A 26070-nucleotide genomic window follows, 5' to 3' on the forward strand; every position below is an offset into this window, starting at 1 on the left:
GGCGCCGGGGGTTTCGTCATGCCGTGGCCGAGCGGTACTTCCGGACCGCCAGCGTCCGGAAGATGAGGATGATCAGCAGCGAGTAGATCAGCGAGGCCCACACCGGGTGCACCATGGGCCAGGCGTCGGAGGGCGACTGTCCCGGGTTGGCGAAGAGCACCCGGCAGGCCTGCACGGTGGCGCTGAACGGGTTCCACTCGGCGATGTGGCGCAGCCAGGGGGTCATGTTGCTGGTGTCCACGAAGGCGTTCGAGATGAACGTCACCGGGAAGAGCCAGATCAGCCCGCCGGAGGTGGCCGCCTCGGGCGTACGGACGCTGAGCCCGATCAGGGCGCCGATCCAGGTGAACGCGTACCCGAGCAGAAGCAGCAGCCCGAAGGCACCGAGGACCTTGCCGGCGTTGGTGCCCCCGTCCGAGCCGACCCGCCAGCCGACCAGCAGGGCGACTATCGCGAGGACCAGCAGGGTCAGCGCGGTCTGCACGAGGTCCGCGAGCGTCCGCCCGGTCAGCACCGCACCGCGCGCCATGGGCAGCGAACGGAACCGGTCGATGAGGCCCTTGTGCATGTCGTCGGCGATGCCCGCACCGGAACTGGCGGTGGCGAACGTGACGGTCTGCGCGAAGATGCCGGCCATCAGGAAGTTCTTGTAGTCGGTGGCGCTGGTGCTGCCGCCGATCTGCATGGAACCGCCGAAGACGTAGGTGAACAGCACCACGAACATGATGGGTTGGATGAGCCCGAAAATTACCATTTCGGGAATTCGGGACATTCTGATCAAGTTCCGCTTGGCGACGACCAGTGAGTCGTGCACGGACTGGCCCAGCGCGCTGCTCGGCGCCGCGATCGGCGCGGCATCGGTGACGGCACTCACTTCGCGGCCTCCTTCTTGTGCTTGCGGTCCTTGGGGTTCTGGCCGTCGTCCGTGCCGTTCTCCTCGGCCTTCTCCTCGGCCAGGTGGCCCGTCAGGGACAGGAACACGTCGTCGAGGGTGGGGCGGCGCAGGCCGATGTCGTCGATCTCGATGCCGCGGGAGTCGAGCTCGCGGATCACCTCGGCGAGGAGCTTCGCGCCGCCGGTGACGGGCACGGTGAGCTTGCGGGTGTGCTCCTCGACCGTGGTCTCGCCCTTGCCGAAGCCGAGGAGGACCTCGGAGGCGATCTGGATGTGGTCGCGCTCGTGCACGACGACCTCGACGCGCTCGCCGCCGGTGCGGGCCTTGAGCTGGTCGGAGGTGCCGCGGGCGATGACGCGGCCGTGGTCGACCACCGCGATGTCGTGCGCGAGATGGTCGGCCTCCTCCAGATACTGGGTGGTCAGCAGCAGTGTCGTACCGCCGGAGACGAGCTGCTTGATGACCTCCCACAGCATCTGGCGGTTGCGGGGGTCGAGGCCGGTGGTCGGCTCGTCCATGAACATCACGGGCGGGGAGACGACGAGCGCGGCCGCCAGGTCGAGTCGGCGGCGCATGCCTCCGGAGTAGGTCTTGGCCGTACGGTCGGCGGCGTCCGCGAGGTTGAACTGGTCGAGCAGCTGGTCGGCCCGGGCCTTCGCGGCCTTGGCCTTCATCTGGTAGAGCTGGCCGACCATCTGGAGGTTCTCCCGGCCGGTCAGGTACTCGTCGACCGCGGCGAACTGGCCGGAGAGGCCGATGGAGCGCCGCACCTCGTTGGGCTGCTTGAGCACGTCGAGGCCGGCGACGAGCAGCTTGCCGCTGTCGGGGCGCAGCAGCGTGGTCAGACAGCGGACGGCGGTCGTCTTGCCCGCGCCGTTGGGCCCGAGGAGGCCCAGCACGGTGCCCTCGGGGACATCGAGGTCGACGCCGTCCAGAGCTTTCACATCGCCGAAGGTTTTCACCAGGCCTTCGGCATAGATGGCGCCTGGCATATCAGTCTCCACGTCGTCGGGGATTCTTCGAAAAGCCTAGGTATGTGTCTTTCGTTCTGCCCACGGGAGCGGCACACTTCCGCCTGCGGGCGACACGAGACACACCATAACGCGATGTATCGCGTCTCTCAACAGATTTTCTCGAACGAGTGACAGGACAGGTGACGGGAGGAGCGGCGAACTGCCTCTGACCTCAGTCGATGACCGTGTAGCCCGCGTCGCGCAGGGCGTGGCCGACCTCGGCGCAGTGCACCGGACCCTTCGTCTCCAGATGCAGCTCGACCTCCGCCTCCGTGAGCCCGAGCCGAGGATCGGTCCGGACGTGGCTCACATCGAGGACGTTAGCGTCGACCACTGACAACACCCCGAGAAGCGTCGCGAGGGCCCCTGGCCGGTCCGTCAGCCGCAGCGTCACGGCCAGGTAGCGGCCCTGCGCGGACATGCCGTGCCGCAGGATGCGGTTGAGCAGCAGCGGGTCGACGTTCCCGCCGGACAGCAGCGCGACGACCGGTCCCTCGAAGCCCCGCGGATCGCTCAGCAGCGCCGCGACGGGGCTGGCACCGGCCGGCTCGACGACCAGCTTGGCCCGCTCCAGGCACAGCAGCAGCGCGGCGGACAGCTCGTCCTCACTGACCGTGCGGACCTCGTCCACCAGCTCGGCGACGATCCCGAACGGCACCTCGCCGGGGCACCCGACCTTGATGCCGTCGGCCATCGTCGCCGGGTTCTTGATCGACACCGGGCGCCCGGCCGCCAGCGAGGGCGGGAACGCGGCCGCGCCCGCCGCCTGTACGCCCACGATCCGCACGTCGGGCCGCAGCGCCTTCACGGCGACCGCGACACCGGCCGCGAGTCCCCCGCCGCCGATGCCGACGACGATCGTGCGCACCTCGGGGCACTGGTCCAGGATCTCCAGGCCGACCGTGCCCTGGCCCGCGATGATGTCCGGGTGGTCGAAGGGGTGGATGAACACCGCGCCCGTCTCATGGGCGTACTCCTGCGCGGCGGCCAGCGTCTCGTCGACCACGTGGCCGTGCAGGCGCACCTCCGCCCCGTACTCCTTGGTGGCGCTGATCTTCGGCAGGGGCGCGCCCTTGGGCATGAACACCGTGGAGCGCACGCCCAGGAGTGCGGAGGCGAGGGCGACACCCTGGGCGTGGTTGCCGGCGCTCGCGGCGACGACACCGGCGGCGCGCTCCTCGGGAAGCAGTCCGGCGATACGGACGTAGGCGCCGCGCAGCTTGAACGAACCCGTCCGCTGGAGGTTCTCGCACTTGAAGTGCACCGGCGAGCCGACGAGCTGGGTCAGGTGCCTGCTGCCTTCCATCGCGGTCACCCGCGCCACGCCCATGAGCATCTTCTGGGCGCCGCGCACATCGTCGAGGGTGACGGGTCGCAAGGAGTCAGCCGTGCTGTAGCTCATGACTCAAGCATCGCAGTTCACAGGCGCACGCCACGGTTGTGACCAAGCTCCGAGACTGGTTTGCGCAGCCCCGGTACGGCCTGCCTTCCGGCCGCGTACTCTGTCCCCCAATCCAGCACCCCCTTCATGAAGCGAGCCCCCGGCCATGCCCACAACACCTGAAATGTCGATGGACATGACGACCGTCGGTGAATCCGGTCTCCTCGACACGCTGCAGCACGAGGTGGCGGTGTTCGCGCGCCGTGCCGAACAGACCCGGCTCGGCGGAGTCGGACAGGTGCGCAACTCCATGGACCGCGCCGCGTATCTGCTGCTCAACCGCCTGGACAAGGAAGGTCCGATGGGCGTCAAGGCGCTCGCCGCGAGCATGGGGATCGACTCGTCGACGGTCACCCGGCAGGTGGCCCCGCTCGTCGACACCGGGCTCGTGAAGCGGACCTCGCACCCCGAGGACGGCCGCGCGGTGGTGCTGCAGCTGTCCCCGCGCGGACAGTCGCGGCTGGAGGAAGTGCGGTCGTCCCGGCGTCAGTTGATGGACGAGCTGACACACGACTGGGCGCCGGAGGAGCGCGAGGCGTTCTGCACGCTCCTCACACGCTTCAACAGCGCCCTCTCCGCGCGGATGGCGGTCCCGGGCGCCGAGACGCCGTCGGCTTCCTGAAGGACGCTGTCCCTGAAGAGTGCGGGTTCCTGAAGAACACAGGTCCCTGAAGAGCGCCCGTTTCCGCAAGAGCACGGGCACACGCGCGTGATGCCCGACTCCCGCCTTTCGTACCGAACTCTTGACCTCGCGACGGCCCTGGCCTCATATGAAACCGGGTCCTTCAGGGGGGAGACTGCGCGGTGCGAGAACGGCAGGCGTCTCAAGACGCCCGCCGGGCCCGGGAGTTCGAGGCGTTCGTCGCGGGCGCGGCAGGGCGGCTGCTGCATGCCGCCACGCTGCTCACCGCCGAGGCCCCGGACGACAACCCGCGCGCGCGGCGCCTGTTGACGCTGTCCCTGGCACACACGTACGCGAGCTGGGACCGGCTGCGCGGCGAGGACCCGTACGACCGCGCCCGCCAGTATCTGGCCAGCCGCTTCGCCCGCGCGGCCTGGCACCAGTACGGCGGTCTCGGCCGGGGCCGCCCCCACCCCGACAGCCCACTGGGCGCCCTCGTACCCCAGGAGCGGCTGATCGTCGTCCTCAGGTTGTACGAGGGGGTCGCCGAGGAACAGGCCGCCGCACTGCTCGGCCTCCCCACGGAACGGGTCCGGACGATCTGCGAGCGGGCGACGGCGACGCTGCTGCACCCGCCGCGCGGTCCGGCACCGAAGGTGGGCGGGGCCAAGGTGGTGCCGTCATGAGGCCGACGGGGCCCGTGAGTCCGTGGAGCGGGGGTACGCGCGCGTGAACAGGCCCGAGCGTGAAGCTGCTGTACGGCAGATCATGGACCGGACTCCGCCGCAGGTGCCGCCGGAGCTGTACGCGGACGTCGTGCGGCGCGGCGGCCGCATGCTGCGCCGTAGACGGGCCGCCCGGCGGCTGATGTGGATGCTGCTGTGGGCCGCGGTCGTGACGTTCACCGTGTGGGCCCTGATGGTCCATCCCTGGGTGGAGCCGCCGTCGGAGACGACTCCACCGCTGACGGGTTGGTGAGGGTCCTGGTGGGTTGACCGGGCCGGTGGGCCGTCGTGTCTAGCCCAGTGCCTGCTGCAGGTCCTCCAGGAGGTCCTGCACGTTCTCGATGCCCACGGAGAGGCGTACGAGGTCGCCGGGGACCTCCAGGGCCGAACCGACGACGGACGCGTGCGTCATGCGCCCCGGGTGCTCGATCAGCGACTCGACACCGCCCAGGGACTCGCCGAGCGTGAACACCTTGGCGCGGTTGCAGACCTCGACGGCCGCTTCCTCGCCGCCCTCGACCTGGAAGGAGACCATGCCGCCGAAGGCCCGCATCTGCTTGGCGGCGACCTCGTGACCGGGGTGCTCCGGGAGGCCCGGGTAGAGAACGCGCGTCACGCGTGCGTGCCGGGTGAGCATGTCGGCGATCTTGGTGGCGTTCTCGCTGTGCCGGTCCATGCGCACCGACAGCGTCTTGGCGCCGCGCAGCACCAGCCAGGAGTCGAAGGGCCCGGCGACCGCGCCCATCGCGTTCTGGTGGTAGGCCAGCTCCTCGCCGAGCGCCTCGTCGGCCGCGATCAGCGCGCCGCCGACCACGTCCGAGTGACCGCCCATGTACTTCGTCAGGGAGTGCACGACGACGTCCGCGCCGAGGGCCAGCGGCTGCTGGAGGTAGGGCGTCGCGAAGGTGTTGTCGACGACGAGCTTCGCGCCCGCGTCCCGGGCGATCTGCGCGACGACCGCGATGTCGGTGATGCCGAGCAGCGGGTTCGAGGGGGTCTCCACCCAGACGACCTTGGTCTTCGGGGTGATGGCGGCCCGCACCGCCGCCGGGTCGCTGGTGTCGGCGACCGACCACTCGACGCCCCACCGGGAGACGACCTTCGCGAAGAGACGGAAGGTGCCGCCGTACGCGTCGTTCGGGATGACGACGTGGTCGCCGGGGCTCAGCAGCGTACGCAACAGGCAGTCCTCGGCCGCCAGTCCGGACGCGAACGCGAGGCCGCGGCGGCCGCCCTCCAGGGCGGCGAGGTTCTCTTCCAGGGCGGTCCTGGTGGGGTTGGCGCTACGGCTGTACTCGTAGCCGCCGCGCAGACCGCCGACGCCGTCCTGCTTGTAGGTCGAGACCTGGTAGATCGGCGGGACGACCGCGCCGGTCAAGGGATCGGCGGTGTTGCCCGCGTGGATCGCGAGGGTCTCGAAGTGCTGACTGATGTGCCTGTCGCTCATGAGCCCCGAGCGTAGTGCGCCCGCGGGGTGGACGACGATCCGGAGGTTTTCCACAGGGCCGCGGGGGCAGGGCGGCGGCGGTGTTCCCCTGGGTCGAGGGGCGGTGCGGCGGCGGTTTTCCACAGGGTGGTGGACCGGGTTCGCCAATTGTCGGACCCGTCTGGTTCGCTTGAGGCATGGAGATTCTCTGGGTCCTGATGGCGCTGGTCATGATGGGCTTCGTGCTGGTCCCGTTCCTGCGGCGCAGGCGCGGGGCGATCGAGCAGGTCTCGCCGGGCCACCCGGACGCCGCGGACCCGGCGACCTACGGCTTCGCGCCCGAGGAGGAGCTGGACATCCGCATGCCCGGCCCCGACCAGGACCTACTGGACGTCCTCGACCTGGTGCAGCGCACGCAGGACTACCGCGCGGCGATGCAGCTGCTGGCCGGCACCGAGATCACGGGCGAGCTGCGCTGGCAGCGTGTGCAGGCCTTCGCGGGTGCCGCGTCGCTGGAGCTGCAGCAGCGGCCCGGCGGGGTCAGCGAGACACCGGGCGGGCAGTGGCTGCGAGTGTGGCGGCTCGAGCACCCGAAGGACGCGGGCGGCGCGGCCGTCCACGCGGAGTTCCTGGTGCAGCAGGCGTGGCGTACAGCGACGCGGGGGACGGACGAGTTCCGGATCATCATGGAGGAGGCGCGGGACGCCTGCGGACAGGCGGCGCTCCTCTCCCCCGGTGACCCGGTGCCGTACATCGTCGAGCTGTCGGTGGCCCGCGGACTGACGTATCCGCAGCCGGAGTTCGAGCAGCTGTGGCTGAAGATCCTCGATCGCGCGCCGGCCCACATGGGGGCGCATCTGACGGCGCTGCACTACTGGTGCGAGAAGTGGCACGGCTCGCGCGAGCTGGCGAACTCGTTCGCGGAGGCGGCCGCCGCGCGGGCCCCGCAGGGTTCCCTCCTTGCCGCGATGCCGCTCTTCGCGGTCTTCGAGCACCTCCCCGAGGTGAACCTGGTCAGCAGCTTCTACCAGAGCGAGGTCGTCGAGAAGGCGATCCACGGCGCGCTCTTCGCCGTCCACGCGGCCCGCCCCGACGACCCGATGCTGGCGCACGTCCGCCATCTCCTGGTCTTCTTCCTGGTCCGCGCGGAGCGTTGGTCCGAGGCGATGAACCAGCTCATACACATCGACGGCCACGTCGGGGCGCTTCCCTGGACCCTGTCCCCGGACCCGGCGGCGGAGTTCGCGGTCTACCGGGCGCTGGCGGTGGCGGGGTACGAGGCGAACGGCGGGAGTCCGGCGAGCCTGCCGCACTGATCGGGCGGAATTCTCGGAGGGTCCCGCCCGTTCTGCGGGTGCGGACCCTCGTTGAGGCCCGATTGGAGATCGTATGTTCCTGCACAGTCGTACGCCCCAACTGCCAACCCCCGAACAGGCTTTGCAGGGCCGGCCCGAGCCGGTGTTCACGGTCCCCGACCGCCACACCGTTCTCGGCACCCCGCTGCTCGGCCCCTACCCCGAGCACCTGGAGGTCGCCGACTTCGGAATGGGCTGCTTCTGGGGTGCGGAGCGCACGTTCTGGCAGCTGCCGGTGGGTGTGTGGACGACGCTGGTCGGCTACCAGGGCGGCTACACGGAGAACCCCACGTACGAGGAGGTCTGCTCGGGCCTGACCGGCCACACGGAGGTGGTCCGTGTGGTGTACGACCCGAAGCTGATCTCGTACGACAGGCTGCTGAGGACGTTCTGGGAGTCGCACAACCCGACCCAGGGCTTCCGCCAGGGCAACGACGTGGGCACGCAGTACCGTTCGGCGATCCACACCCACACCCCCGCCCAGGCAGCCGCGGCGGAAGCGTCCCGCACGGCCTACCAACAGGTCCTCACGGGCTCGCGCTTCGGCAGGATCAGCACGGAGATACTCCCGGCGGAGGGGCGGGCGTTCTACCCGGCCGAGGGGTACCACCAGCAGTACCTCGACAAGAATCCGGCGGGGTACTGCGGGATCGGCGGGACGGGGGTCAAGCTAGGTGACCCGTTCGGGACGAACTGGGGGGCGTCTTGCCCGACGGGCCTTGCGCCAGCTCCCACGGATGACTGATCGCTTGCCGATGCCCGTGTTCTCCGGGAGTGGCTGCCGGCCCGGACCAGGGACCTGGAAAAGAACCAGAACAGGGTCACTGTCGAGGCCCTCTTCCAGCGTCTCGGAGAATGCCTCCGCGACCACGCACGCCGCTTCGAGACATGACGGTCATGCCGCCGGCCGGCTCCGGTAGCCAACCCCACCCGTACTACTCGACCAAGTAGGAGGGAAGGGGAACGCCTCGGTCGGCGGCGACGGCATGCGCACCCCGAAGGCACGTCGCCCATCGACGTCCAGCCCGATCCTGGACGACTACGACAGGCTCCTCTGCACAAGGACTCTCACGGTCGCCGTGCCAGGTACAACGTCCTTCCCGCCGGGACACACTGTTCGGTCGCAGGTCCATCGGGTAACGCAGCCACACATCAGCCCTCTCCATGTCCATACCGCCAAGGTAGAGACCGCACCGCGGAATGACTTCCGCCCTGCGCGGAGCCGGCCGACAGGCCACATGGCAGCGCAGGCCGACCGGGACGGGAATCGAGGAGCCAGGGGACCCGTACGGGACGGCGTGTTGGCGAGTTGAGCAGCAGCGTCGTTCGGTCGAGGCTCATCGCATAGTTCCCAGTGCCAGGAGGCTCGGGTTCTCTTCGACCAGCCGACTAGAAGACGCGAGCGCGCATGTGCTGCGTAAGGTTCTCAAGGATCTCGCGCAGCCACGGGCTGCTACTGGCCGGCAGCCGGACCAGCGTGTGCTGGAAGGCTCCCGAATCGGCTCGGAACAGGTAACCGGGGCGCGGCGTGGGCGGGTTGTCGCGGAGGACTCCGTGTGGCATGACGCCCGACGCGGGGACGGGCAGGTTCGGCTCGGGAGAGGCCAGCCACAGCCAGACCCCGTACGGCAGCGGTACCGCGTATGCCGGGCCGTCGTGGGTCCAGGTCTCCCCCGTCTGCGGGTGGTCCGGCACGAGGAGTATGTCGGCGTCCGTATCAGGGACGGGCAGCCCCGGTCCGGCGAGTACGGCGCGCAGCGCCGGCAGGCCCCCGGGCAGCAGGACGTCGAGGGCTCGTTGGAACACCTCGTTGATCAGACCGTCCGGGACGGTCACGGGCCGGCCTTCCGAGGCCACCAGCAGGTGGGCAAGCGCCCGGCCGGCTGCCGCCTCCCACTGGGGGCTCCACGACCACCAGTGGTTCGACCCCGCCCGGGATCCCCACCTGGTGATCGGCTCGAACGGTGGCGTGCCCTTTCCCTCCGCCGCCAACTCCCCCCATGGGAGCGGTGCGTCGTCCGCGTCGACGAGGAGACGGCGCACGGCGTTCGGGGCAAGCCACACCGCCTGCCACAGCGAGCAGTCGTCGACCCGGCTCGCCACGGCCAGGCCGCACGACTCGCAGGCCATGTTGGGGCCGTCCGCCCCGTCGAGGCCGCAGCAGTAGCCGCCGCCCTTCTCAGGGACCAACAGGGTGCCTCGGGCGTCTCCGGGTGAGATGACTATCGTGCCCGGGGCGCCGTCGGACAGGGCGTGGACCGGCGCGTAGATGCCGCGGGCTGCCGCCTCGTCCGGATCGATGTCCTTCCACGCCCGCCACGGCGGCCCCCAGGGCTCAGGATCCACGGCGAACGTGCCCGACTCCATGAGCACCGGGAGCTGAATCCCGTTCCCGTAATTTTGATGGGCATGAGGCGGCAGGGCGACCTGGGACAACGGGGTGGTCAGTCTGGCGTCACACCCGGCACACACAAAGACGAGCAAATGTCCTCCGCTTGGGAAACAGGTGCATCCTCACAGCTCGACGGCGACCGGCCAACCTGTTTTTCGTCCCCCTTGGGGCCTGCGCGCCACCACGGCAGCCGCGCACCTTTCCGTGACTACTCGCTCCGCTTCGCGGAGTGATCCACGAACGGGCTACGCGCCTCCGGCTTCGCCGGCTCCGGTAGCCGATGGGCCGACAAACACCGCCAGGTAGCGAAACTCTCCGCCTGCTTCGCCCTGCTCGGAGTACGTCTCCCATGTGCGGGGGTACGTACCTCGCAGACTGCATGTGTTCGGCTCGTAGGTTCCCTCGGCCCAGAGCAGGGTCCCGGCGAGCTCCCGCCCGTGATGAATTCGGAAGTTGTGATCCCGAGTACGTCGGCGGCTGGGGTCTGGTGGAGTCCACAGGGACGCCTCGTTGGTCAGCATGAGGGCGAGACCGTTCTGGTCGCGCCGCCGGCAGAAGCGCTCCAGCCTCGCTATGTCCCGGACGAAGTGCAGACGAGCGAGGTCGGTGGCGCCATGCGCCTTCAGCGCGTAGTCCTCGGCCGGAGCACCGGTCGTGCCCGTCCAGCTTCGGGTGAAGTACTTGAATTCGATCGCAGTACGACTCTCAGGACCGAGGCACAGAAGGTCCAAGTATTCGGTCTTGCCCGCCACTCGCTGGGGCACCTCAAGCCTGGAGTGCACGTCCGACGCCAACTCCCAGAGCACCCGGGCAAAACTGTGTTGGAGGTCGGCTTCGGAGTGGAAGACCGGCCTGCGCCGACAGAGTTTCGCCATGACGTCGTTGAGCAAGACCCGTTCAGCGATGATGGCGGTGCGGTCCGTCGGAGCCGTAGTCACGGCTCCATTGAAGTCGTTCCGCACCTGAACTCCCAAGCTCCGCAGTGTCCTTCGGTCTTCCTCGACCAAGCGTGGAAGGCAATTCCGCCGTAGGGACGCCGTTGATGCTTCCGAGCGGTGAAGCGCAGTGGGTCACACGGCACGACAGACTCGGCGGGACGGGGGTCAAGCTAAGTACCCCGTTCGGGATGAACTCGGGGGCGACTTGCCCGACGGGCATCGCGCCCGCGCCGGAGGCAACGGGGAAGTAGCTGGCGGCACAAGCCCTGGTACGTGAAGCGGACGGCCGTGGCACCGGCACATAACACGGCGCTACGGCCCGACTCCCCCACGCAGTCCCCACTCGTCAAGGCCGGAGTAGATGAGAGCTGTACGCCCCCTGGGAAAGGAGAGGCATTCAGCCTCCCCGGAATAGATCGCCACCAACGAGTCCCTTCCCCGCCACCAGGTGTCGGCCAACCCCCTCACCTCTCGCACCGGCTCGTAGGCGTCCAGCGCGATGCGATCGACGTCGTCGCCGGTGACCTTGGTGATGTGCTTCGCCCACATGGATGCGTGGTGGGTCAGCGCTATCGACTCCACCCATCCCTCAACCGTCGCGTGAAAAGGCGTCCACCGCTCTGCGTGGATACCGAACTCACCGGCCGGTCCGATCATGAATGAGTAGGGGACCGCGGTCCGCTGCAAGCCTGCCTCGAACCACCATCCTTCGGACGGTGAGCCTTCGGGCGAGTCAGGATCGAAGTACTTGGGTCCTCCGTCGTACCGCGATGCGGGCGGCAGGAGCAGACCGCCCCACCGCTCTTGATAAGCCGCCATTCGGTCGATCACCGCAGCCGGGATCTCCCGGTCAAGCCACCACTGTCTGTGCTCCGCAACCGGCTGGACGTCGACCTTGACGCCGTGCGCACTGACAAAGGACCGGGCTCTTCGGGTCAGCCCGTCGGGCACATCGTTGATGAGGTGAAGATTCACCAAGGGGACGCTACTGGGTACGGCGACACGGCTGTCCGGTTGCCGATGCGGTCGAAAATCAGTGGTCGTCCGGACCCGGCCGGCCCCACGCTGTACGCCATGGAAGAACCGCACCGCCGGATCCGTGCGGTCCACTCGGAATCCACGATCACCGTCTACCAGGCGTATCCCCCGGAGATCGGCGTGCCCGCCGCCCGCGAGGGACGCTTCCCCGCCGTGTGGAAGCGGGACCGGATGACGTGGATCAAGCCGTCGTTCCTGTGGATGATGTACCGCTGCGGCTGGGGCACGAAAGCAGGGCAGGAAACCATCCTGGCCGTCGAGATCACCCGCGATGGCTTCGAGTGGGCGCTGCGACACGCGTGCCTGTCGAGTTACGTACGCGGGGTGCACCCCGACCGAGCCACCTGGCAGCGGCAGTTGAAGCGTGCGCCCGCTCGCGTCCAGTGGGACCCCGAACGGGACCTGTGCCTGCAACCCCTGCCGTACCGGTCGCTGCAACTCGGCCTCTCCGGTGAGGCGGTAGGACGCTACGCGGACGAGTGGACAGTCTCGCTACAGGACGTGACCCCGCTCGTCCGCGAGATCCACGCCCTCGTCAGCGGCGGCGAACAGGACTCCGCGGCCCGGCTGTTGCCGCAGGAACACCCATATCCTGTTGGAGACGAACTTCTTGCCCACCTACGGGGATGACGGTTTGCTTCACTCACCAGCCGGCTGCGACCGATGGGTCATACGACAGCACAGGTTCACCAAGACCGGAGTGTCCTGCCCGACCGTCGTGGCGCCGTCCGATGGCTGACGGCTCCGCGCCCACCGCGCAGCAGGCGTTCACCTCACTCATGCGCGCACGGATCGCTCCTGGTCTGCGTGCGCTCGGCTTCAAAGGTTCGGGGCAGACGTACGAACTGCCGCATCTCGAGACGTGGGCGCTCATCGGCTTCCAGAAGGCCGCGCACAAGACGGCGGGGCAGGTCGAGTTCACCTTCAACGTCACCGTGGCCGACAAGCTCGGCTGGGCCCAGGCCCGCAGGCGTCAGCCAGACCTGCCCGCCCGCCCCAGCCCGAACACCGTGTACGGCCCGGCGGCCTGGCACAGCCGCATAGGCCGACTCCTCCCCGCGAACCGCGACACCTGGTGGACCATCTCGGCCACGACCGACCCCGAGCCGATTGCCCGTGGGGTCATCAGCGCGGTGACGGGGTATGCGCTGCCGGCGATTCGGGAGCGGCGGCGTTCGTGAGAGCGGAGCCGCTGGGCCGCTGAGCCACTGAGCTGACACGCGGGCGGTGCTGCGGCCGGTCGCTCTCCGCCGTAGCGAACGACAGTCGCAGGTGACCGGCGGTCGTAGGGTCAACGGCTGTCGTAGGGGCAACGGCCGTCGAAAACCGGTGGCTTCGTGCGCCGCACGACCCCCAGCCTGTTTGCCATGGAAGAACCGCAGCGGGGGATCCGTGCGGTCCACTCGGAATCCACGATCACCGTCTACCAGGCGTATCCCCCGGAGATCGGCGTGCCCGCCGCCCGCGAGGGACGCTTCCCCGCCGTGTGGAAGCGGGACCGGATGACGTGGGTCATCAAGCCTCGTTCACAGACCACATCCATGCTGCCGGTGGCGCGACCGGGAGGGCTGGCGGGTTACTGGCCGACCCGCTGAGCGGACCAGTTGGACGCCTGGAGGAAAGCGGGTGGCTCGCGAGCGGGGTCCGACAGCGTTCCCCTGCGTTGTGAGGGACGGGCTCCAGGCAGTCAGTCGAAGGCCACGACCAGGCGAACACCTTCATCGCCGAAGCGGCCCGCCAGGGCCTTCATCACAGCGAAGACATGCGGCCAGTGAGTCTCAGGCCCCAGGACCGCGCCGACCGTCAACGGCTCGTACGCGCAGGTCAGTTCGCCGTTGGCCCACTCCACGCGTTCCGTCGCGTCGTGCAGGTCGGACGGTGGTTCACCCACCACGGACAGGGCCTCAAGCAGTCGCGAGTCGGAAACCGGATGCTGATGCAGGATCGATGGCAGCGCCTTCGTGCGCCACGTCAGCCGACCATTGAATTCATGCGGGGTTGCCGTGAGATCGATCGAGGCCAGCTCCGCCCAGCTGACCCAACTCGCGCTGTGCCGGTCGCCCGGTGTGACCCAAGAACCCAACTGCGAGCGGATCCCGCTCGACAGATCGGTGGGAAGACCCCGGTCCGGTGCGAGCGGTTGGAAGCCCGCGTAGTTGCGCACTCCGAAGAGACAGCCGAAGGCCGCGTAGTCAGTCTCGTCGTACAGCGGCCAGAGGTCCATGGCGGCCACCCAGGGCTCGCCGTCGTAGTAGTCGGTACCGGCGCCGGGATGGCGAAACTCGATGCCGCCATGGATATCTGTACTCACGGCGGCGCACCCTAACAGCGCTCGCCCGGACGGACGCGAACAATAGGCCGGTCAACAGCGGAGGCTGGCCGTGTCCCCCGTGGCTGCCCACGATGCATGGGCGGAACCCATGGATGGTGCTAGTCCACTTCGACACCGAAGTCCTGAACGAGTTCCTCCAGACCGCCCGTGTAACCCTTGCCGCCGAGCACGAAGTCCCAGTCCCCGTTCGACCTTCGGCGGAACGAGCCGAGTACCAAAGCGGTTTCGTGTGGCCGGCCGTCGGAGACATCGAGTCGTCCCAGTTCGTTCAGCCCCGGGTCCCGCAGGCGGATACAGGCGTCCGTGAAGCCGGAGAGGTCCGCCTCAGGGTTTACCTCTGGGTCGATGGCTGCGACGAGGACCAACCGGTCCGCGTCTTCCGGCAGGCCGTCGAAGGAGACGCAGATTGCGGCCTTGTCAGGTGCCGTGGGAGGAAGGGCGCGGACCGATCCATCCGCTGTCTGAGGGTTGTTGAAGAAGACGAAATGTTCGTCGCTGAGGACACGGTTGCCATGGCACACGAGAGCGCACACATCCAAGGCCACACTTCCGGTCCACGACATGCCCAGAACGTTGTAGTCGTCGGGCAGCGGAGTGCCCGAACCGGACGGTGTCGGCTGCGCTGGAGCCTGGCGGGCGGTTTCGCCCAGGCGCCCCCGCAAGCCATGTCGGTGTAGCAGGTCCACGAGTTGAGTGCCCGAGATCAGTTCGAGCGGCTTTCCGTTGGCGAAGGTGTGCGAACCGGGACCGAAACCGGACGTCGTCACGAGGACACCCTTGTTGGCGCCGGCATCCTGGACGGTCCCGTACAGGTCACGCACGGCGGTGGGCGGAACCGTGTTGCGGTAGCGCTTCACCTGTACGACGATTTTGCCGCCTCGGATCGGTGTCGGGTCCAGTGCATCGACATCGACGCCTCCGTCGTTGGAGCGCTGGGTGGTGACCGCCTGCATCCCCATGGCCCGGAAGAGATCGGCAACGAGGTCCTCGAAGAGGATCGGATCCATGCCGTACAGGTCGGGCTCCTCATCGCTGCCATGGGCGACGACGCGGTTCCCGACATCCAGGGGCAGGCGACTCGGGCGTACCGGCGATAACTGGTCGGGACGAGGCGAGAGTTGGCCGCGCAACGCGTCGGCCAGGCAGCTTCCTGCGTCCACCTGTGCCAAGTGCAGGTCACGGAACGCCGAACGTGACGCCATGACGGTAGCCAGGTAAATGTGTCCTGGTCGGCCCGTCGTCGGGTCGTGCCCGTCCACGAACCCGTTCAACGTCACCGACTCAAGCGCGCCCAGCTCATCCGCGGCGAAGAGCTGGTGCAGGACGAGCAGCGTGCACTGCGCGAGAACCTCCCGGTACAGAGCCCGACGCTGCCCCACCGGACGGGGGGTCTCCTTGTCCTGGTCCGTCCCGGACACATACCGAACGGACTTGACCTCGGGAATGATGTCGTAGGCGGGCAACTCCCAGTCCAGCACCAGTTGTCGTGCTGCCGGGTCGTAGGCGGCGGCCACCTGACGTGGGAAATCCTCCGGCCACGATGTGGAGGCGTAGAGCGCGCCCGAGAAGTACTCGACCACAGATTCAGGATCGCGGCGCCTCACCCCATCGGTCACCTTGACGATGTCAGCGTTGTACCGGCGTACGTCGGTCAGCTGAGCATCGGCCCACTGCTGGTACTCCCGCTGGTAAGACGCCAGTTGCTGCTGCCTCTGGGCCTCCGCCGTCTCGGCGGCCCGCCAGTCCCGCTCGAAGCGCGCCCTTGCTTCGGCCTGCGCCTGAGCGCGGCGATTGGCGGTCCACCCGCTCTGCGTTTGGTACTGATTGAAGTCCGGCATGGTCACGGGCTGTGCCAGTGTTCCTGGAGCGAAGGGCTGGACGTCCTCGGAGCGCAGGAGTGAGGAAGCCCTGAAAGCCGGAGCCTGACAGCCCGAGGCGAGAAGACCTTGCAGCGACGCAACCTGTGCGTCCAGTTCCTCTGTGCGGCGCAGCGCCTCCGCCTGCCTGTACTCACGATGGCTCTGCGCAGCCCGCCGCTGATAGGCACGCGCCTGCTGCACTTCCTGTCTCTGTCGCCTGGCTTCCGCCTGTATCTGGCGCTGCTGCTGCCGCTGCATTTCAGCCCAGACGCCGACAACGCCGGTAGAACGACGACTCATGAGGTGCTGGCCCTCCCCGAGGCACTCTGGTTGTCCCCACAACCAGTTGTAACCACACGACTCTACCCAGCAATTGCCGTCTCGCATATCCACTCGTCAAGGCAACCTTCTCGCCACATCCCCCCAGGTCAACCTTCCTGGAAGGTGACCAAGGACGCGCCAGGCCGCAGTACCCAAATGGCCACAATCCGCAGCGGGCGCGAAGGCGGGCCAGGAGACCGTCCTCGCTGTCGAGATCAGCCGTGACGGTTTCGAGTGGGCGCTGCGACACGCGTGCCTGTCGAGTTACGTCCGCGGGGTGCACCCCGACCAGGCAGCTGGGCAGCGCCAGTTGAAGCGGGCGCCCGCGCGCGTGCAGTGGGACCCCGAGCGGGATCTGCGCCTGCAACCGCTGCCCTACCGTGCCCTGCAACTCGGTCTGTCCGGTGAGGCCGTGCGCCGTTACGCGGACGAGTGGACGGTCGCCATCCGCGACGTGACACCGCTCGCCCATGAGATCCGGGCGCTCGTCAGCAGCGGAGACCTCGACTCGGCGACCCGGTTGCTGCCCCGGGAACTCTCCTGCCCCGACGTGGACAGGCTGCCGACCGACCTGCGTCCGTGACCGGAGAAGAAGAAGGCCGGCATCCGCCCGGATGGAAGAGCGTCGGCAACGCTACGCTCCCCTGTCGTGCAGCAGACGCGTCTCGACAACGCTCGGATCCTGGCCGCTCGCCGGGTGATCGACCCGGTGTTTCTCGACACTCCCCTGTACCGCTGCGAGGCGTTGGAGCCGGTTCTCGGGTGTGCGGTGAGTATCAAGCTCGAGACGGCGAACCCGGTCCGTAGTTTCAAGGGGCGCGGCACCGAGGTGGTCGCGAGTCTGCTCGCCGACAAGGGTCCGCGGGCCGTGGTGTGTGCCAGCGCGGGCAATCTCGGCCAGGCCCTCGCCTGGTCCGGTCGTGGCCGGGGGCTCGACGTGACCGTCGTAGCGTCCCGTTTCGCGACGGCGGCCAAACTGGATCGCATCCGTGCGTTGGGCGCCGGGCTGGAACTGGTGGACGGCGACCACGAGTTGGCGCGCGAGCGGGCGGCGGAGATCGCGCGGTACGACGGCATCCGGCTGGTCGAGGACAGCCTGGACCTCGAGACCTGCGAGGGCGCGGCGACCATCGGCCTGGAACTGCTGGGGCTGACAGAACAAACAGAACGACAGACGAAACGACAGGCGGAACTGGCCGAACCCGCCGAACCCGCCGAACTGACTGAACCGATCGAACCGATCGAACCGATCGAACCGGCCGAACCGGGCGCACTGGCCGGCACCCCGCCGCCCTTCGACGTCGTCCTGATCGCTCTCGGCGGTGGGGCGCTGGCCACCGGTGTGGGGCATGTGCTGAAGGCCCTGGCGCCCGGTGTCGAGGTGATCTGCGTGCAACCGTTGGGCGCACCGGCGATGACCCGCTCGTGGCACCGGCGGCGCGTCGTCACCACCGAGTCGACCGACACCATCGCCGACGGTGTCGCCGGCCGGCACCCCATCCCGGTTGTCCTGGACGATCTCCTCCTGGTCGCCGACGACGCGGTTCTCGTCCAGGAGGCGTCGATCATCGCCGGTATGCGGCTGCTCCTCGACCACGCCGGCCTCGTCGTCGAACCGTCGGCCGCGCTCGGTATCGCGGCGATCCTGGAAGACCGTGAGCGTTTCGCCGGCCGTCATGTGGTCACGATCGTGTGCGGCAGCAACGTCGATGGGGACACCTATCGCCGTTGGATCGGTGCGGCTCCCGTCCCGCACGGAACCTGACCATCGCCCGCCCGCCGCCCACTACGAGCACCACACGCACCGCACGCCAGACGTACGCCAGACGTCGCCAGACCTACGCCGAGGCCTCACCCCGGCCTCGTGAGAGGGTGCGGCGTGGTTCATTCCTTGCGCTTTTTCTTCGAGGCCGGCGTAGACGTCCCGTTGTGGCCGGACGACATGGACAGCCCCTACGGCTACCCGTGCGAGCTGGAGCGCCTGCCGATCACCCCGGCCACCCGTGCCGAGCTGGCGAGGCTGAGCGAGTGGTATCAGTCGTCGATCGACTGGGCGTATCCGCCGAACCCGTCCCCCTGGTCCGACGAAGAACTGCGGCTCTTCAAGCAGCAGGCGCGCACCGCGCTGGAGGCGCTGCGCCGTGAGCTGGGCGCGGGCTGGACGGTCCGGGACGAAAGCCTGCTGTGACAGCCGTACGGCCCGCCCGCTTCCTCCCTCACCCCCACCACCCCTCACCACCATCACCAAAACGCCATGTGTCAAGCATTTCGGCCTCGTTCGCAATGAACCTCGGCCGCGTCCTCCCCGCCCTACGCTCCCGCACATGCTGATTCGTCGCACACTACGGATGATCATCGTGCTCGCTGTGGCTCTCGCCGGAGCGATCGGGGGTGGGGTGGGGACGGCACAGGCCGAGGGGAGTCGGGTCTCGGGTGGCTCGTACGATCGGCAGTCGCTGTTCTACAACCACTCCTTCGGCGTCTTCGACCGGGAGACCGCCGACGCCATCGAACACTCCGACTACCTGCGGGAGTTCGCCAACTTCCAGGTCCGCACCACGACGGGTACCGGCGGCCAGACCTGGACCGGCCGCTATCTGATGGGCCGCGAGACCTACCTGGAACTGCTCGGGATCGGTGACGTCCCCGGCCAGGACGGCACCCTCGGCTCCGCCGGACTCGGTCTCTCGGTCGAACACGCGGGAGACCTGGCGGCGGTCAGGGAACGGCTGAAGGACGAGGGAGTCGCCGAACCCGTCGACTTCCTCCAGACCAAGGACTTCGGTGACGGTGTGCCCGTGCCGTGGTTCGACGCCGTCCTCACCGACACCCAGTACGACGCCTTCGACACCTGGGGCATGGAGTACCGGCCGGAGTACTTCGCCGACCCCCGCAGCAACACCGAGCCGCCGAGTTTCCCCGGTGACGTCGGCCGGGAGCGCTATCTCTCCGACGACTACCGCACCCACCTCATGCGTGACGTGACCGCCGTCCGGATCGCGATCACCGCGGGCGACCTCGCCGACACCGTGCCGCTGCTGCGGGCCGGCGGGTTCAGCGTCCGGACCGTGACGGGCGGGGGCGTCGTCGCGGAGGGCGGCGGCACCACGATCCGGCTCGACGTCGCCCCGCGCGAACAGGCGGGGTACCAGCAGGTCGACATGTCCCTCAACCGGCCCGTGAAGGACCGGCACGTGGAGCGGATCGGCAACTCGACGCTCACCGTCGGCCCCGGCAGCCGTGCGGTGTGGACGTTCGCCAAGAACGGCACCACCCGCTAGAAGACAGTGCGTGCGCCCCCTCGTCGATCGTCGAGGGGGCGCACGCCTCTGGGTGATGTACCGCTCGCCCCGTCGTCAGCTGTCCGCGCGGGCCGGCAGCTGCCATCCCGGGCGCGGGAAGTGGCAGGTGTAGCCGTCCGGGTACCGCTGGAGGTAGTCCTGGTGCTCCGGCTCGGCCTCCCAGAAGGGGCCCACCGGCTCCACCTCGGTGACGACCTTGCCCGGCCACAGGCCCGACGCGTCCACGTCCGCGATCGTGTCCTCGGCGACGCGCTTCTGCTCGTCGTCGACGTAGTAGATCGCCGAGCGGTAGCTGAGGCCGATGTCGTTGCCCTGGCGGTTCTTGGTGCTCGGGTCGTGGATCTGGAAGAAGAACTCCAGGAGCGCGCGGTAGTCGGTCTGCTCCGGGTCGTAGAGGATCTCGATGGCCTCCGCGTGCGTGCCGTGGTTACGGTACGTCGCGTTCGGCACGTCTCCCCCGGTGTAGCCGACCCGGGTCGCCGTCACGCCCGGGAGCCGGCGGACCAGCTCCTCCATCCCCCAGAAGCATCCGCCCGCCAGCACGGCCCTCTGCGTCTGCGCAGCCATCGCGACCCTCCAATTTCCGTCAGCTCGATCACTCGGGCAGTTCGGTCACTCGGCTCATAGCTCACCGGCATCCTTTACCCAGTGTGCTCAACGCACGAGGGGTCCGCGCGATTCCGCGACCGACCTGCCCGCACGCCCTGCGTCCTACGCCCGACGCCCGACGCCCGACGTCGGCGCCCTACGCCGGTGCCTGGAAGCCGCCGATCCTCTCCTCCAGCAGTTCGGCCAGCCGCAGCGGGGTGCGGTCCTCGAACATCGGGCCGACGATCTGCACGCCCACCGGCAGCCCCTCGGGCGACAGGCCCGCCGGTACGGCCGTGGCGGGCAGCCCGGGCATGGTGGCCAGGCCGGCCCAGACGAGCTGGTCGAGGTACGGGTGCGCCACGCCGTCGATGTCAAGTCGGCGTGCCAGCGGATCGGGGTCGTGGTCGTGCGGGAACGCGGGCGTCGGCGTCACGGGACACACCACGGCGTCGAACTCCGCGAAGAGCCGCCGCCAGCCGTGACGGTGCAGCTCGCGCCGGTTGTTCGCCTCGGTCCAGTCCCGGTGACTGAACACCATGGCGCGCAGCCGGGCCGCGTCGAGACTGTGATCGTCCGGGCTCAGTCCTGCGGCGAGGGCGCGGAAGTGCTCGTACGCCTCGACGGGGAACCGTGCGGCGAAGCCCGAGAACAGCAACTGCGCGTAGAGCAGGGCTGCTTCGGTCAGATCGGGCAGCAGCGGGCTGTGCCGTTCGACGCGCGCACCGGCGTCCGCGAGCGCGTCGGCGACCCGGTCCACGCCCGCCCGCACCGCGGCCCCGGTCGGGATGAACGGATGCTCGTCGAGGACCAGGACCCGGAAGTCGCCGAGCCGCTCATGGCGCGCGGGCGGCAGCGTCACGTCGTAGGCGACACCGTGCGTCAGCGGGTCCGGGCCGGCCATGACGTCGAGCAGGAGCGTGAGGTCGCGGGCGGTGCGGGCCATCGGTCCGACGACGGCGAGGTCGGATTCGGCCGGGATCGCCGGGGCGGTCGGCGGGACCATGCCGCGGCTCGCCGCCAGCCCGAGCGTCGGCTTGTGGGCGTAGACACCGCAGAAATGCGCGGGCGTGCGCAGCGAACCGCCGATGTCCGAGCCGATGGACAGCGCGCCGAACCCGCACGCCAGGGCCGCCGCCGATCCGCCGGAGGAGCCGCCCGGCGTACGGCCGTGGTCCCAGGGGTTGTTGGTGGTGCCGTAGATCTCGTTGAAGCTCTGTACGTCCTGCAGTCCCAAGGGCACGTTGGTCTTGCCGAGGATCACCGCGCCCGCGCCCTTGAGCCGTGACACCTGTACCGCGTCCTCGGCCGGCAGGTGACTCCGGTGCTCCGGCATGCCCCAGGTCGTGGGCAGTCCGGCGATGTCGTACGACTCCTTGACCGTCACCGGGATGCCGAGCAGCGGCCGGTCCTCGCCGCGGGCGCGTGCCTGGTCGGCGGCGTGCGCCGCGGCCCGCGCACGGTCGAAGTCCGGCACGCAGACCGCGTTGATCGCCTTGTCGTGCCGTTCGATACGGGTGATCGCCTCGTCGGTCAGTTCGGCCGAGGACACGTCACCGGCGCGCAGGGCGGCCACGAGTTCTTCGGCCGTCGGGAAATTCCACAGATTCGGCTCCATGAATCCGACCGTAACGACCACGCCGAGGAGCCACGAAATTCCGTTTCACGCAACGGAGTTGACGTGTCGGCCTCGGGGACCGGCGCCGCGGCTCAGTACCGCGCCGCGCTCTCCACCAGCGGCGGATACACCGCGCTCGGCACCCCGTCCACCGTCGCTCCCGCGTACTTGAGCATGTCGCCGACCTGCCGGTTGAGGTCGTAGGGGAAGTTGAGGGTGGGCGTGGACACCTCGTCCAGGGTCGCCGTCTGGGCCGGGGTGAGGTGCAGGTCCAGGGCCGCGAGGTTGGCTTCCAGGTGGGCCAGGGTGCGGGGGCCGATGAGGGTGGAGGTGATGCCGGGGCGGGACTGGACCCAGGACAGGGCCACGGCGGCGGAGGTCGCGCCCGTCTGCTCCGCGACCTCGGCGACCGCGTCGATCACCGTGAACTGGGCGGGAGTTGGGGCGCCGAGGACCGCGGAGCGCTTGGTGTCGGCGGGAGTTGAGTGTTCACGCGTGTATTTCCCGGACAGGAAGCCGCTCTTGAGGGGGCTCCAGGGCAGTACGCCCATTCCGGCGTCCTGGGCCAGCGGGATCAACTCGCCCTCGATGGTGCGTTCCAGGAGCGAGTACTCCAACTGGAGCGCGGTGACCGGGGTCCAGTCGCGCAGCAGGGCCGTCGTGTGGGCCTTCGCGGTGAACCAGGCCGGGGTGTCGGAGAAGCCGACGTAACGGATCTTGCCGGCCGTCACCAGGTCGTCCAGGGTGCGCAGGGTCTCCTCGACCGGGGTGGAGCGGTCGTGGTTGTGCAGCCAGTACAGGTCGATGTAGTCGGTGCGCAGGCGGCGCAGCGAGTCCTCCAGCTGGCCGATGATCGCCTTGCGGCTCGCGCCGCCGCCGTTGGGGTCGCCGAGGTGGAGGTTGCCGTAGAACTTGGTGGCCAGGACCAGGCGGTCGCGCAGGCCGGGGTGGGCGGCGAGGAAGTCGCCGAGGATCGCCTCCGAGTGGCCGTTCGTGTAGAAGTTCGCGGTGTCGACGAAGTTGCCGCCGCGGTCGAGGTAGGTCTGGAGGATCTTCTCGGACTCCTCGACGCCGCAGCCGAAGCCGCCGTCCTCGCCGAAGTTCATCGCCCCGAGACAGAAGGGGCTCACCTTGAGACCGGAACGGCCGAGACCGACGTACGAGTCGAGTGTCATGAAATGCTCCTCTGGGAAGTGGCTGGAAAACCGACTCCTCAAGGACACCACCGTGACCTGGGGAGTTGTTAGGGCGATCCCACCGCTCGCTTGCACGATCCTGTTGATCTGCCGTACGGGCGGACGGTTGCGGGCGGTCCCTCCCGGTGCTTGGATCGGGCTGTGCACCCACCCGCGCTTCTCACGGAACTGCGCGCCCTGATCGACCGGCACGCCGGCCGCGCGCCCCTCGCCGTCGACGGTCTGCTGCTGACCAGGGCCGACGAGCCGGAGGCGCCGACCACGAGCGTCGCCCGCCCCGTCCTGGCGATCGTCGCGCAGGGCTCGAAGCGGCTCACCCTGGGCGACCGCGTCCACGACTACGGCGCCGGGCAGTATCTCGTCGTCTCGGTCGATCTCCCGGTCGCCGGCCATTACACGCGGGCCACCCCCGAAGAACCCTTCCTCGCCTGCGGCCTGGCCCTCGAACCCGCGAAGATCGCCTCCCTGCTGCTCGACACCGGAGCCGCCCCGCTCCCCCGCGGGACGACCACCCCCCACGGTCTCGCCGTGTGCGACGCACCCACCGAACTCCTCGACGCGGCAGTGCGTTTGCTACGGCTGTGCGACCGTCCCGGCGATGCGCGGGTGCTCGCGCCGTTGATCGAGAAGGAGATCCTGTGGTGGCTGATCACCGGTGAACAGGGCTCTCTCGTACGGCAGATCGGGCTCGCCGACAGCCAACTCACCCATATCGGCAGGGCCATTCGCTGGATCCGCGACCACCACACGGAGACCCTCCGCATCGACGACCTGGCCCGGCTCGCCGGCATGAGCGCCTCCCCCTTCCACCGGCACTTCCGCGCGGTGACCGCACTGACCCCGATCCAGTACCAGAAGCGGATCCGCCTCCAGGAGGCCCGGTTGCTGCTGATGAGCAGCGCGGGCGATGTCTCCGACATCGGCTTCGCGGTCGGCTACGACAGCGCGTCCCAGTTCAGCCGCGAATACCGCCGCGCGTTCGGCCGGCCACCGGGGCAGGATGCGGTACGGCTGCGGGGCGGGGTGGCGGGCGCGTAAAAGGCTGTGACAGGGGCGCGGGGAGGGGATTTGATGCGTCCGTGACCGAGCCCAGCGAGCCCACCGGACCCAGCACCTTCCTGATCGGCGGCGGGTGGGCCACCCCCGTCGTCCATGAACCCTTTCTCCGCGCCGCGGGCGGCTCCGCCGGGGCCGTGCCCCGTGTCGCCTGTGTGATCGTCGATGAGGGTGAGGGGGACGGGGACCGGCAATTCGCCCGCTACGAGGCTGCGTTGAGGCGTGCCGCCGACTGCGTACCCGTACCGGTGCTCGTGCCGATCGGTGGGCGCTTGGATGTCGAGGCGGTGTCGGACGTCGACGGGGTGCTCGTGTGCGGTGGGCTGACCCCCGCCTATCAGGACGCCTTCGCCGGGTGCCTCGACCGGTTGCCTCGGCTTCTCGCGGAGCGGCGTGTGCCGTACGCCGGGTTCTCCGCCGGTGCCGCCCTCGCGGCGCGGTCGGCCGTCGTCGGGGGGTGGCTGCTCGACGGCGTTCCGGTGTGCCCGGAGGACACCGCCGAGGACCTGGACGAGATCGCCGTACGGGAGGGGCTGGGGCTGGTGCCCTTCGCCGTGGACGCGCACGCGGCGCAGTGGGGGACGCTGCCCCGGCTCATCGCCGCCGTCACCCGGCACCGGCTTCCCCACGGCGTCGCCATCGACGAGAACACCCTGGTCGAGGTGGCGGCGGACGGTCGCGCCCATGTGTCCGGGCTGGGCCGCGCCCATTCCGTACGGCCCACCGGCACGTCGGACGGTGACGTGTCCGTACGGTCCTACGGGGCCGGCGAGTCGTTCCGCACCCGGTGAGTCCGCTCCCGTAGGGCCGACGAGGGTTTGTCGCGAGCCACTCCGACGGCGAGTTAAGGTAAGCCTTACCTGGCCGGATTTGATCGGAGAGACAGTGACAGTGCGCGCGTTCAAGAGGAAGGCTGTCACGGCGATGGTCGCCGTGTCCGCCGTCGGGGGGGTGCTGGCCGGGTGTTCGTCGTCCTCCGCTGACAACGATGCCGAGAAGTCGGGGACGGGCGACGGGCAGCAGAACAAGGTGATCGGCGCCTCCGAGGGCCCGGCCGCCGCGCCCAGCGCCCTCGCGACCGGCATGGGCTCGGACACCGACACCGACGGCACCTTCCCCCGCACTGTCACGCACTTCGAGGGCAGGACGACGATCAAGTCGAAGCCCACGAAGATCGCCGTGCTGAGCACCGGACAGCTCGACGACCTGCTCTCCCTCGGCACCGTCCCGACGGCCACCACCCGCGCCGACAACGCCGGCCTCGTCCCCGACTACCTCGCGGACGCCTTCCCCTCCGACAAGTCGAAGCTCGCCGCGATGACGGACGCGGGCACGCGCCAGGCGCCCAACCTGGAGACCCTCGCCGCCGCCAAGCCCGACCTGATCCTCGCCAACGACTCGCTCGGCGACCTCTACCCCAAGCTGTCGAAGATCGCGCCGACCGTCATCACCGCGGGCAACGGCATCAACTGGAAGCGCGACCTCCTCCTCGTCGGCGACGCGATCGGCAAGGGCCGGCAGGCGCAGGAACTGCTCGACGGCATCGTCGAGGACGCGCACGAGAAGGGCGAGGCGCTGTCGAAGACCTCCGTGTCGATGCTGCGGTTCACGCCCGGCCGGACCCGGATGTTCGGGGTCTCCTCCTTCACCGGTTCCATCGCCGTCGACATGGGGCTCGACCGGCCCAAGTCCCAGCAGTTCAAGGCGATTTCGGAGGACATAGGCGCCGAGAGCATCGACAAGGCCGACGGTGACTGGATCTTCTACTCCGTGCAGGGCGACGCGGACAGGACGGATGCCGCGAGCGTGCTCGCCGGACCCCTGTGGAAGTCGATGTCGGCGGTCAGGTCCGGACACGCCGTGAAGGTCGACGACGACCCCTGGTACCTCAACGCCGGCCCGACCGCCGCCCGCCTCGTCGTCCTCCAACTCGCCGAGGACATCAGCAAGTAG

General features: G+C 69.1%; 25 protein-coding genes and 2 pseudogenes. 15 read left to right on the forward strand and 12 right to left on the reverse strand.

Going from position 1 to position 26070, the window contains the following annotated elements:
* Window positions 1-16: 16 nt before the first annotated feature.
* From OG714_RS19810 to ilvA, 3 genes are all read right to left on the reverse strand, one after another.
* Window positions 17-874, reverse strand: a complete 858-nt coding sequence (locus tag OG714_RS19810; RefSeq protein WP_406122722.1) for an ABC transporter permease — start codon at window positions 872-874, stop codon at window positions 17-19.
* Complete coding sequence (locus OG714_RS19815; RefSeq protein WP_406122723.1) at window positions 871-1887, reverse strand: ATP-binding cassette domain-containing protein; 1017 nt, start codon at window positions 1885-1887, stop codon at window positions 871-873. Before OG714_RS19815 ends, OG714_RS19810 begins: the two co-directional genes overlap by 4 nt.
* A 193-nt stretch (window positions 1888-2080) precedes the next feature.
* The gene (gene ilvA / locus OG714_RS19820) at window positions 2081-3310 is read right to left on the reverse strand and encodes a threonine ammonia-lyase (protein ID WP_406122725.1); all 1230 of its coding nucleotides are present in this window, start codon (window positions 3308-3310) and stop codon (window positions 2081-2083) included.
* A gap of 163 nt (window positions 3311-3473) precedes the next feature.
* Here ilvA and OG714_RS19825 point away from each other — a divergent pair, with 163 nt between their 5' ends.
* From OG714_RS19825 to OG714_RS19835, 3 genes are all read left to right on the forward strand, one after another.
* Entirely contained in the window at window positions 3474-3971 is a 498-nt protein-coding gene (locus OG714_RS19825) for a MarR family winged helix-turn-helix transcriptional regulator (RefSeq protein ID WP_406122726.1), read from the forward strand.
* 182 nt (window positions 3972-4153) lie between these two features.
* Window positions 4154-4657, forward strand: coding sequence for a sigma factor-like helix-turn-helix DNA-binding protein (locus tag OG714_RS19830; protein WP_406122728.1), 504 nt, complete (start codon window positions 4154-4156; stop codon window positions 4655-4657).
* Window positions 4658-4700: 43 nt separating this feature from the next.
* Window positions 4701-4949 (forward strand): hypothetical protein, encoded by a 249-nt coding sequence (locus tag OG714_RS19835; protein ID WP_406122730.1) that lies wholly within the window; start codon window positions 4701-4703, stop codon window positions 4947-4949.
* A gap of 39 nt (window positions 4950-4988) precedes the next feature.
* Here the strand turns inward: OG714_RS19835 and OG714_RS19840 are convergent, their stop codons facing one another.
* The gene (locus tag OG714_RS19840) at window positions 4989-6143 is read right to left on the reverse strand and encodes a cystathionine gamma-synthase (protein WP_406122731.1); all 1155 of its coding nucleotides are present in this window, start codon (window positions 6141-6143) and stop codon (window positions 4989-4991) included.
* A 176-nt stretch (window positions 6144-6319) separates the two neighbouring features.
* Between OG714_RS19840 and OG714_RS19845 the strand changes: the two genes are divergently transcribed.
* Complete coding sequence (locus tag OG714_RS19845) at window positions 6320-7438, forward strand: hypothetical protein (protein ID WP_406122733.1); 1119 nt, start codon at window positions 6320-6322, stop codon at window positions 7436-7438.
* Window positions 7439-7511: 73 nt separating this feature from the next.
* Window positions 7512-8222, forward strand: a complete 711-nt coding sequence (msrA, locus tag OG714_RS19850) for a peptide-methionine (S)-S-oxide reductase MsrA (protein WP_406122734.1) — start codon at window positions 7512-7514, stop codon at window positions 8220-8222.
* A 644-nt stretch (window positions 8223-8866) separates the two neighbouring features.
* Here the strand turns inward: msrA (OG714_RS19850) and OG714_RS19855 are convergent.
* The 3 genes from OG714_RS19855 to OG714_RS19865 all read right to left on the reverse strand — a co-directional run bounded on the left by OG714_RS19855 (window position 8867) and on the right by OG714_RS19865 (window position 11782).
* A complete protein-coding gene (locus tag OG714_RS19855; protein WP_406122736.1) occupies window positions 8867-9961 on the reverse strand; it encodes a hypothetical protein in 1095 nt (364 codons plus the stop codon).
* 153 nt (window positions 9962-10114) lie between these two features.
* Window positions 10115-10843 carry a hypothetical protein gene (locus OG714_RS19860; protein ID WP_406122738.1) on the reverse strand — a complete coding sequence of 243 codons (729 nt, stop codon included), beginning with the start codon at window positions 10841-10843 and terminating at the stop codon, window positions 10115-10117.
* Between the two features lie 276 nt (window positions 10844-11119).
* Window positions 11120-11782: a hypothetical protein gene (locus OG714_RS19865; protein WP_406122740.1), complete on the reverse strand. Its 663-nt coding sequence runs from the start codon at window positions 11780-11782 to the stop codon at window positions 11120-11122.
* A gap of 99 nt (window positions 11783-11881) precedes the next feature.
* On the opposite strand from OG714_RS19865, the gene OG714_RS19870 reads away from it, so the two are divergent.
* From OG714_RS19870 to OG714_RS19880, 3 genes and pseudogenes are all read left to right on the forward strand, one after another.
* Entirely contained in the window at window positions 11882-12475 is a 594-nt protein-coding gene (locus OG714_RS19870; protein ID WP_406122742.1) for a DUF4291 domain-containing protein, read from the forward strand.
* A 101-nt stretch (window positions 12476-12576) separates the two neighbouring features.
* On the forward strand, window positions 12577-13026 hold the full coding sequence (locus OG714_RS19875) for a DUF4304 domain-containing protein (RefSeq protein WP_406122744.1): 450 nt from the start codon (window positions 12577-12579) through the stop codon (window positions 13024-13026).
* 186 nt (window positions 13027-13212) lie between these two features.
* Window positions 13213-13368 (forward strand): annotated as a pseudogene (locus tag OG714_RS19880) (DUF4291 family protein); the annotation flags it as partial.
* Between the two features lie 164 nt (window positions 13369-13532).
* Here OG714_RS19880 and OG714_RS19885 read toward each other — a convergent pair.
* Both OG714_RS19885 and OG714_RS19890 read right to left on the reverse strand, forming a co-directional pair.
* The gene (locus tag OG714_RS19885; protein ID WP_406122745.1) at window positions 13533-14156 is read right to left on the reverse strand and encodes a hypothetical protein; all 624 of its coding nucleotides are present in this window, start codon (window positions 14154-14156) and stop codon (window positions 13533-13535) included.
* Between the two features lie 119 nt (window positions 14157-14275).
* Window positions 14276-16336 carry a restriction endonuclease gene (locus OG714_RS19890; protein WP_406122747.1) on the reverse strand — a complete coding sequence of 687 codons (2061 nt, stop codon included), beginning with the start codon at window positions 16334-16336 and terminating at the stop codon, window positions 14276-14278.
* Between the two features lie 196 nt (window positions 16337-16532).
* Here OG714_RS19890 and OG714_RS19895 point away from each other — a divergent pair.
* The 4 genes and pseudogenes from OG714_RS19895 to OG714_RS19910 all read left to right on the forward strand — a co-directional run.
* A pseudogene (locus OG714_RS19895) lies at window positions 16533-16940 on the forward strand (DUF4291 family protein); the annotation flags it as partial.
* A gap of 66 nt (window positions 16941-17006) precedes the next feature.
* Window positions 17007-18122: a threonine/serine dehydratase gene (locus OG714_RS19900; RefSeq protein ID WP_406122749.1), complete on the forward strand. Its 1116-nt coding sequence runs from the start codon at window positions 17007-17009 to the stop codon at window positions 18120-18122.
* A gap of 126 nt (window positions 18123-18248) precedes the next feature.
* A complete protein-coding gene (locus OG714_RS19905; RefSeq protein WP_406122751.1) occupies window positions 18249-18545 on the forward strand; it encodes a hypothetical protein in 297 nt (98 codons plus the stop codon).
* A gap of 160 nt (window positions 18546-18705) precedes the next feature.
* Window positions 18706-19638, forward strand: coding sequence for a DUF5829 family protein (locus tag OG714_RS19910; protein WP_406131879.1), 933 nt, complete (start codon window positions 18706-18708; stop codon window positions 19636-19638).
* 75 nt (window positions 19639-19713) lie between these two features.
* Here OG714_RS19910 and msrA (OG714_RS19915) read toward each other — a convergent pair whose 3' ends face one another.
* From msrA (OG714_RS19915) to OG714_RS19925, 3 genes are all read right to left on the reverse strand, one after another.
* On the reverse strand, window positions 19714-20226 hold the full coding sequence (gene msrA, locus OG714_RS19915; protein ID WP_406122753.1) for a peptide-methionine (S)-S-oxide reductase MsrA: 513 nt from the start codon (window positions 20224-20226) through the stop codon (window positions 19714-19716).
* A 178-nt stretch (window positions 20227-20404) separates the two neighbouring features.
* Window positions 20405-21865: an amidase gene (locus OG714_RS19920; RefSeq protein WP_406122755.1), complete on the reverse strand. Its 1461-nt coding sequence runs from the start codon at window positions 21863-21865 to the stop codon at window positions 20405-20407.
* Between the two features lie 92 nt (window positions 21866-21957).
* A complete protein-coding gene (locus OG714_RS19925) occupies window positions 21958-23040 on the reverse strand; it encodes an aldo/keto reductase (protein ID WP_406122757.1) in 1083 nt (360 codons plus the stop codon).
* 162 nt (window positions 23041-23202) lie between these two features.
* On the opposite strand from OG714_RS19925, the gene OG714_RS19930 reads away from it, so the two are divergent.
* The 3 genes from OG714_RS19930 to OG714_RS19940 all read left to right on the forward strand — a co-directional run bounded on the left by OG714_RS19930 (window position 23203) and on the right by OG714_RS19940 (window position 26070).
* Window positions 23203-24099, forward strand: coding sequence for an AraC family transcriptional regulator N-terminal domain-containing protein (locus tag OG714_RS19930; RefSeq protein WP_406122759.1), 897 nt, complete (start codon window positions 23203-23205; stop codon window positions 24097-24099).
* A 41-nt stretch (window positions 24100-24140) separates the two neighbouring features.
* Entirely contained in the window at window positions 24141-24908 is a 768-nt protein-coding gene (locus OG714_RS19935) for a Type 1 glutamine amidotransferase-like domain-containing protein (protein WP_406122761.1), read from the forward strand.
* A 133-nt stretch (window positions 24909-25041) separates the two neighbouring features.
* Window positions 25042-26070, forward strand: coding sequence for an iron-siderophore ABC transporter substrate-binding protein (locus OG714_RS19940; RefSeq protein WP_406131880.1), 1029 nt, complete (start codon window positions 25042-25044; stop codon window positions 26068-26070).

It is taken from the genome of Streptomyces sp. NBC_00989 (assembly GCF_045162655.1).
Taxonomy (GTDB): Bacteria; Actinomycetota; Actinomycetes; order Streptomycetales; family Streptomycetaceae; genus Streptomyces.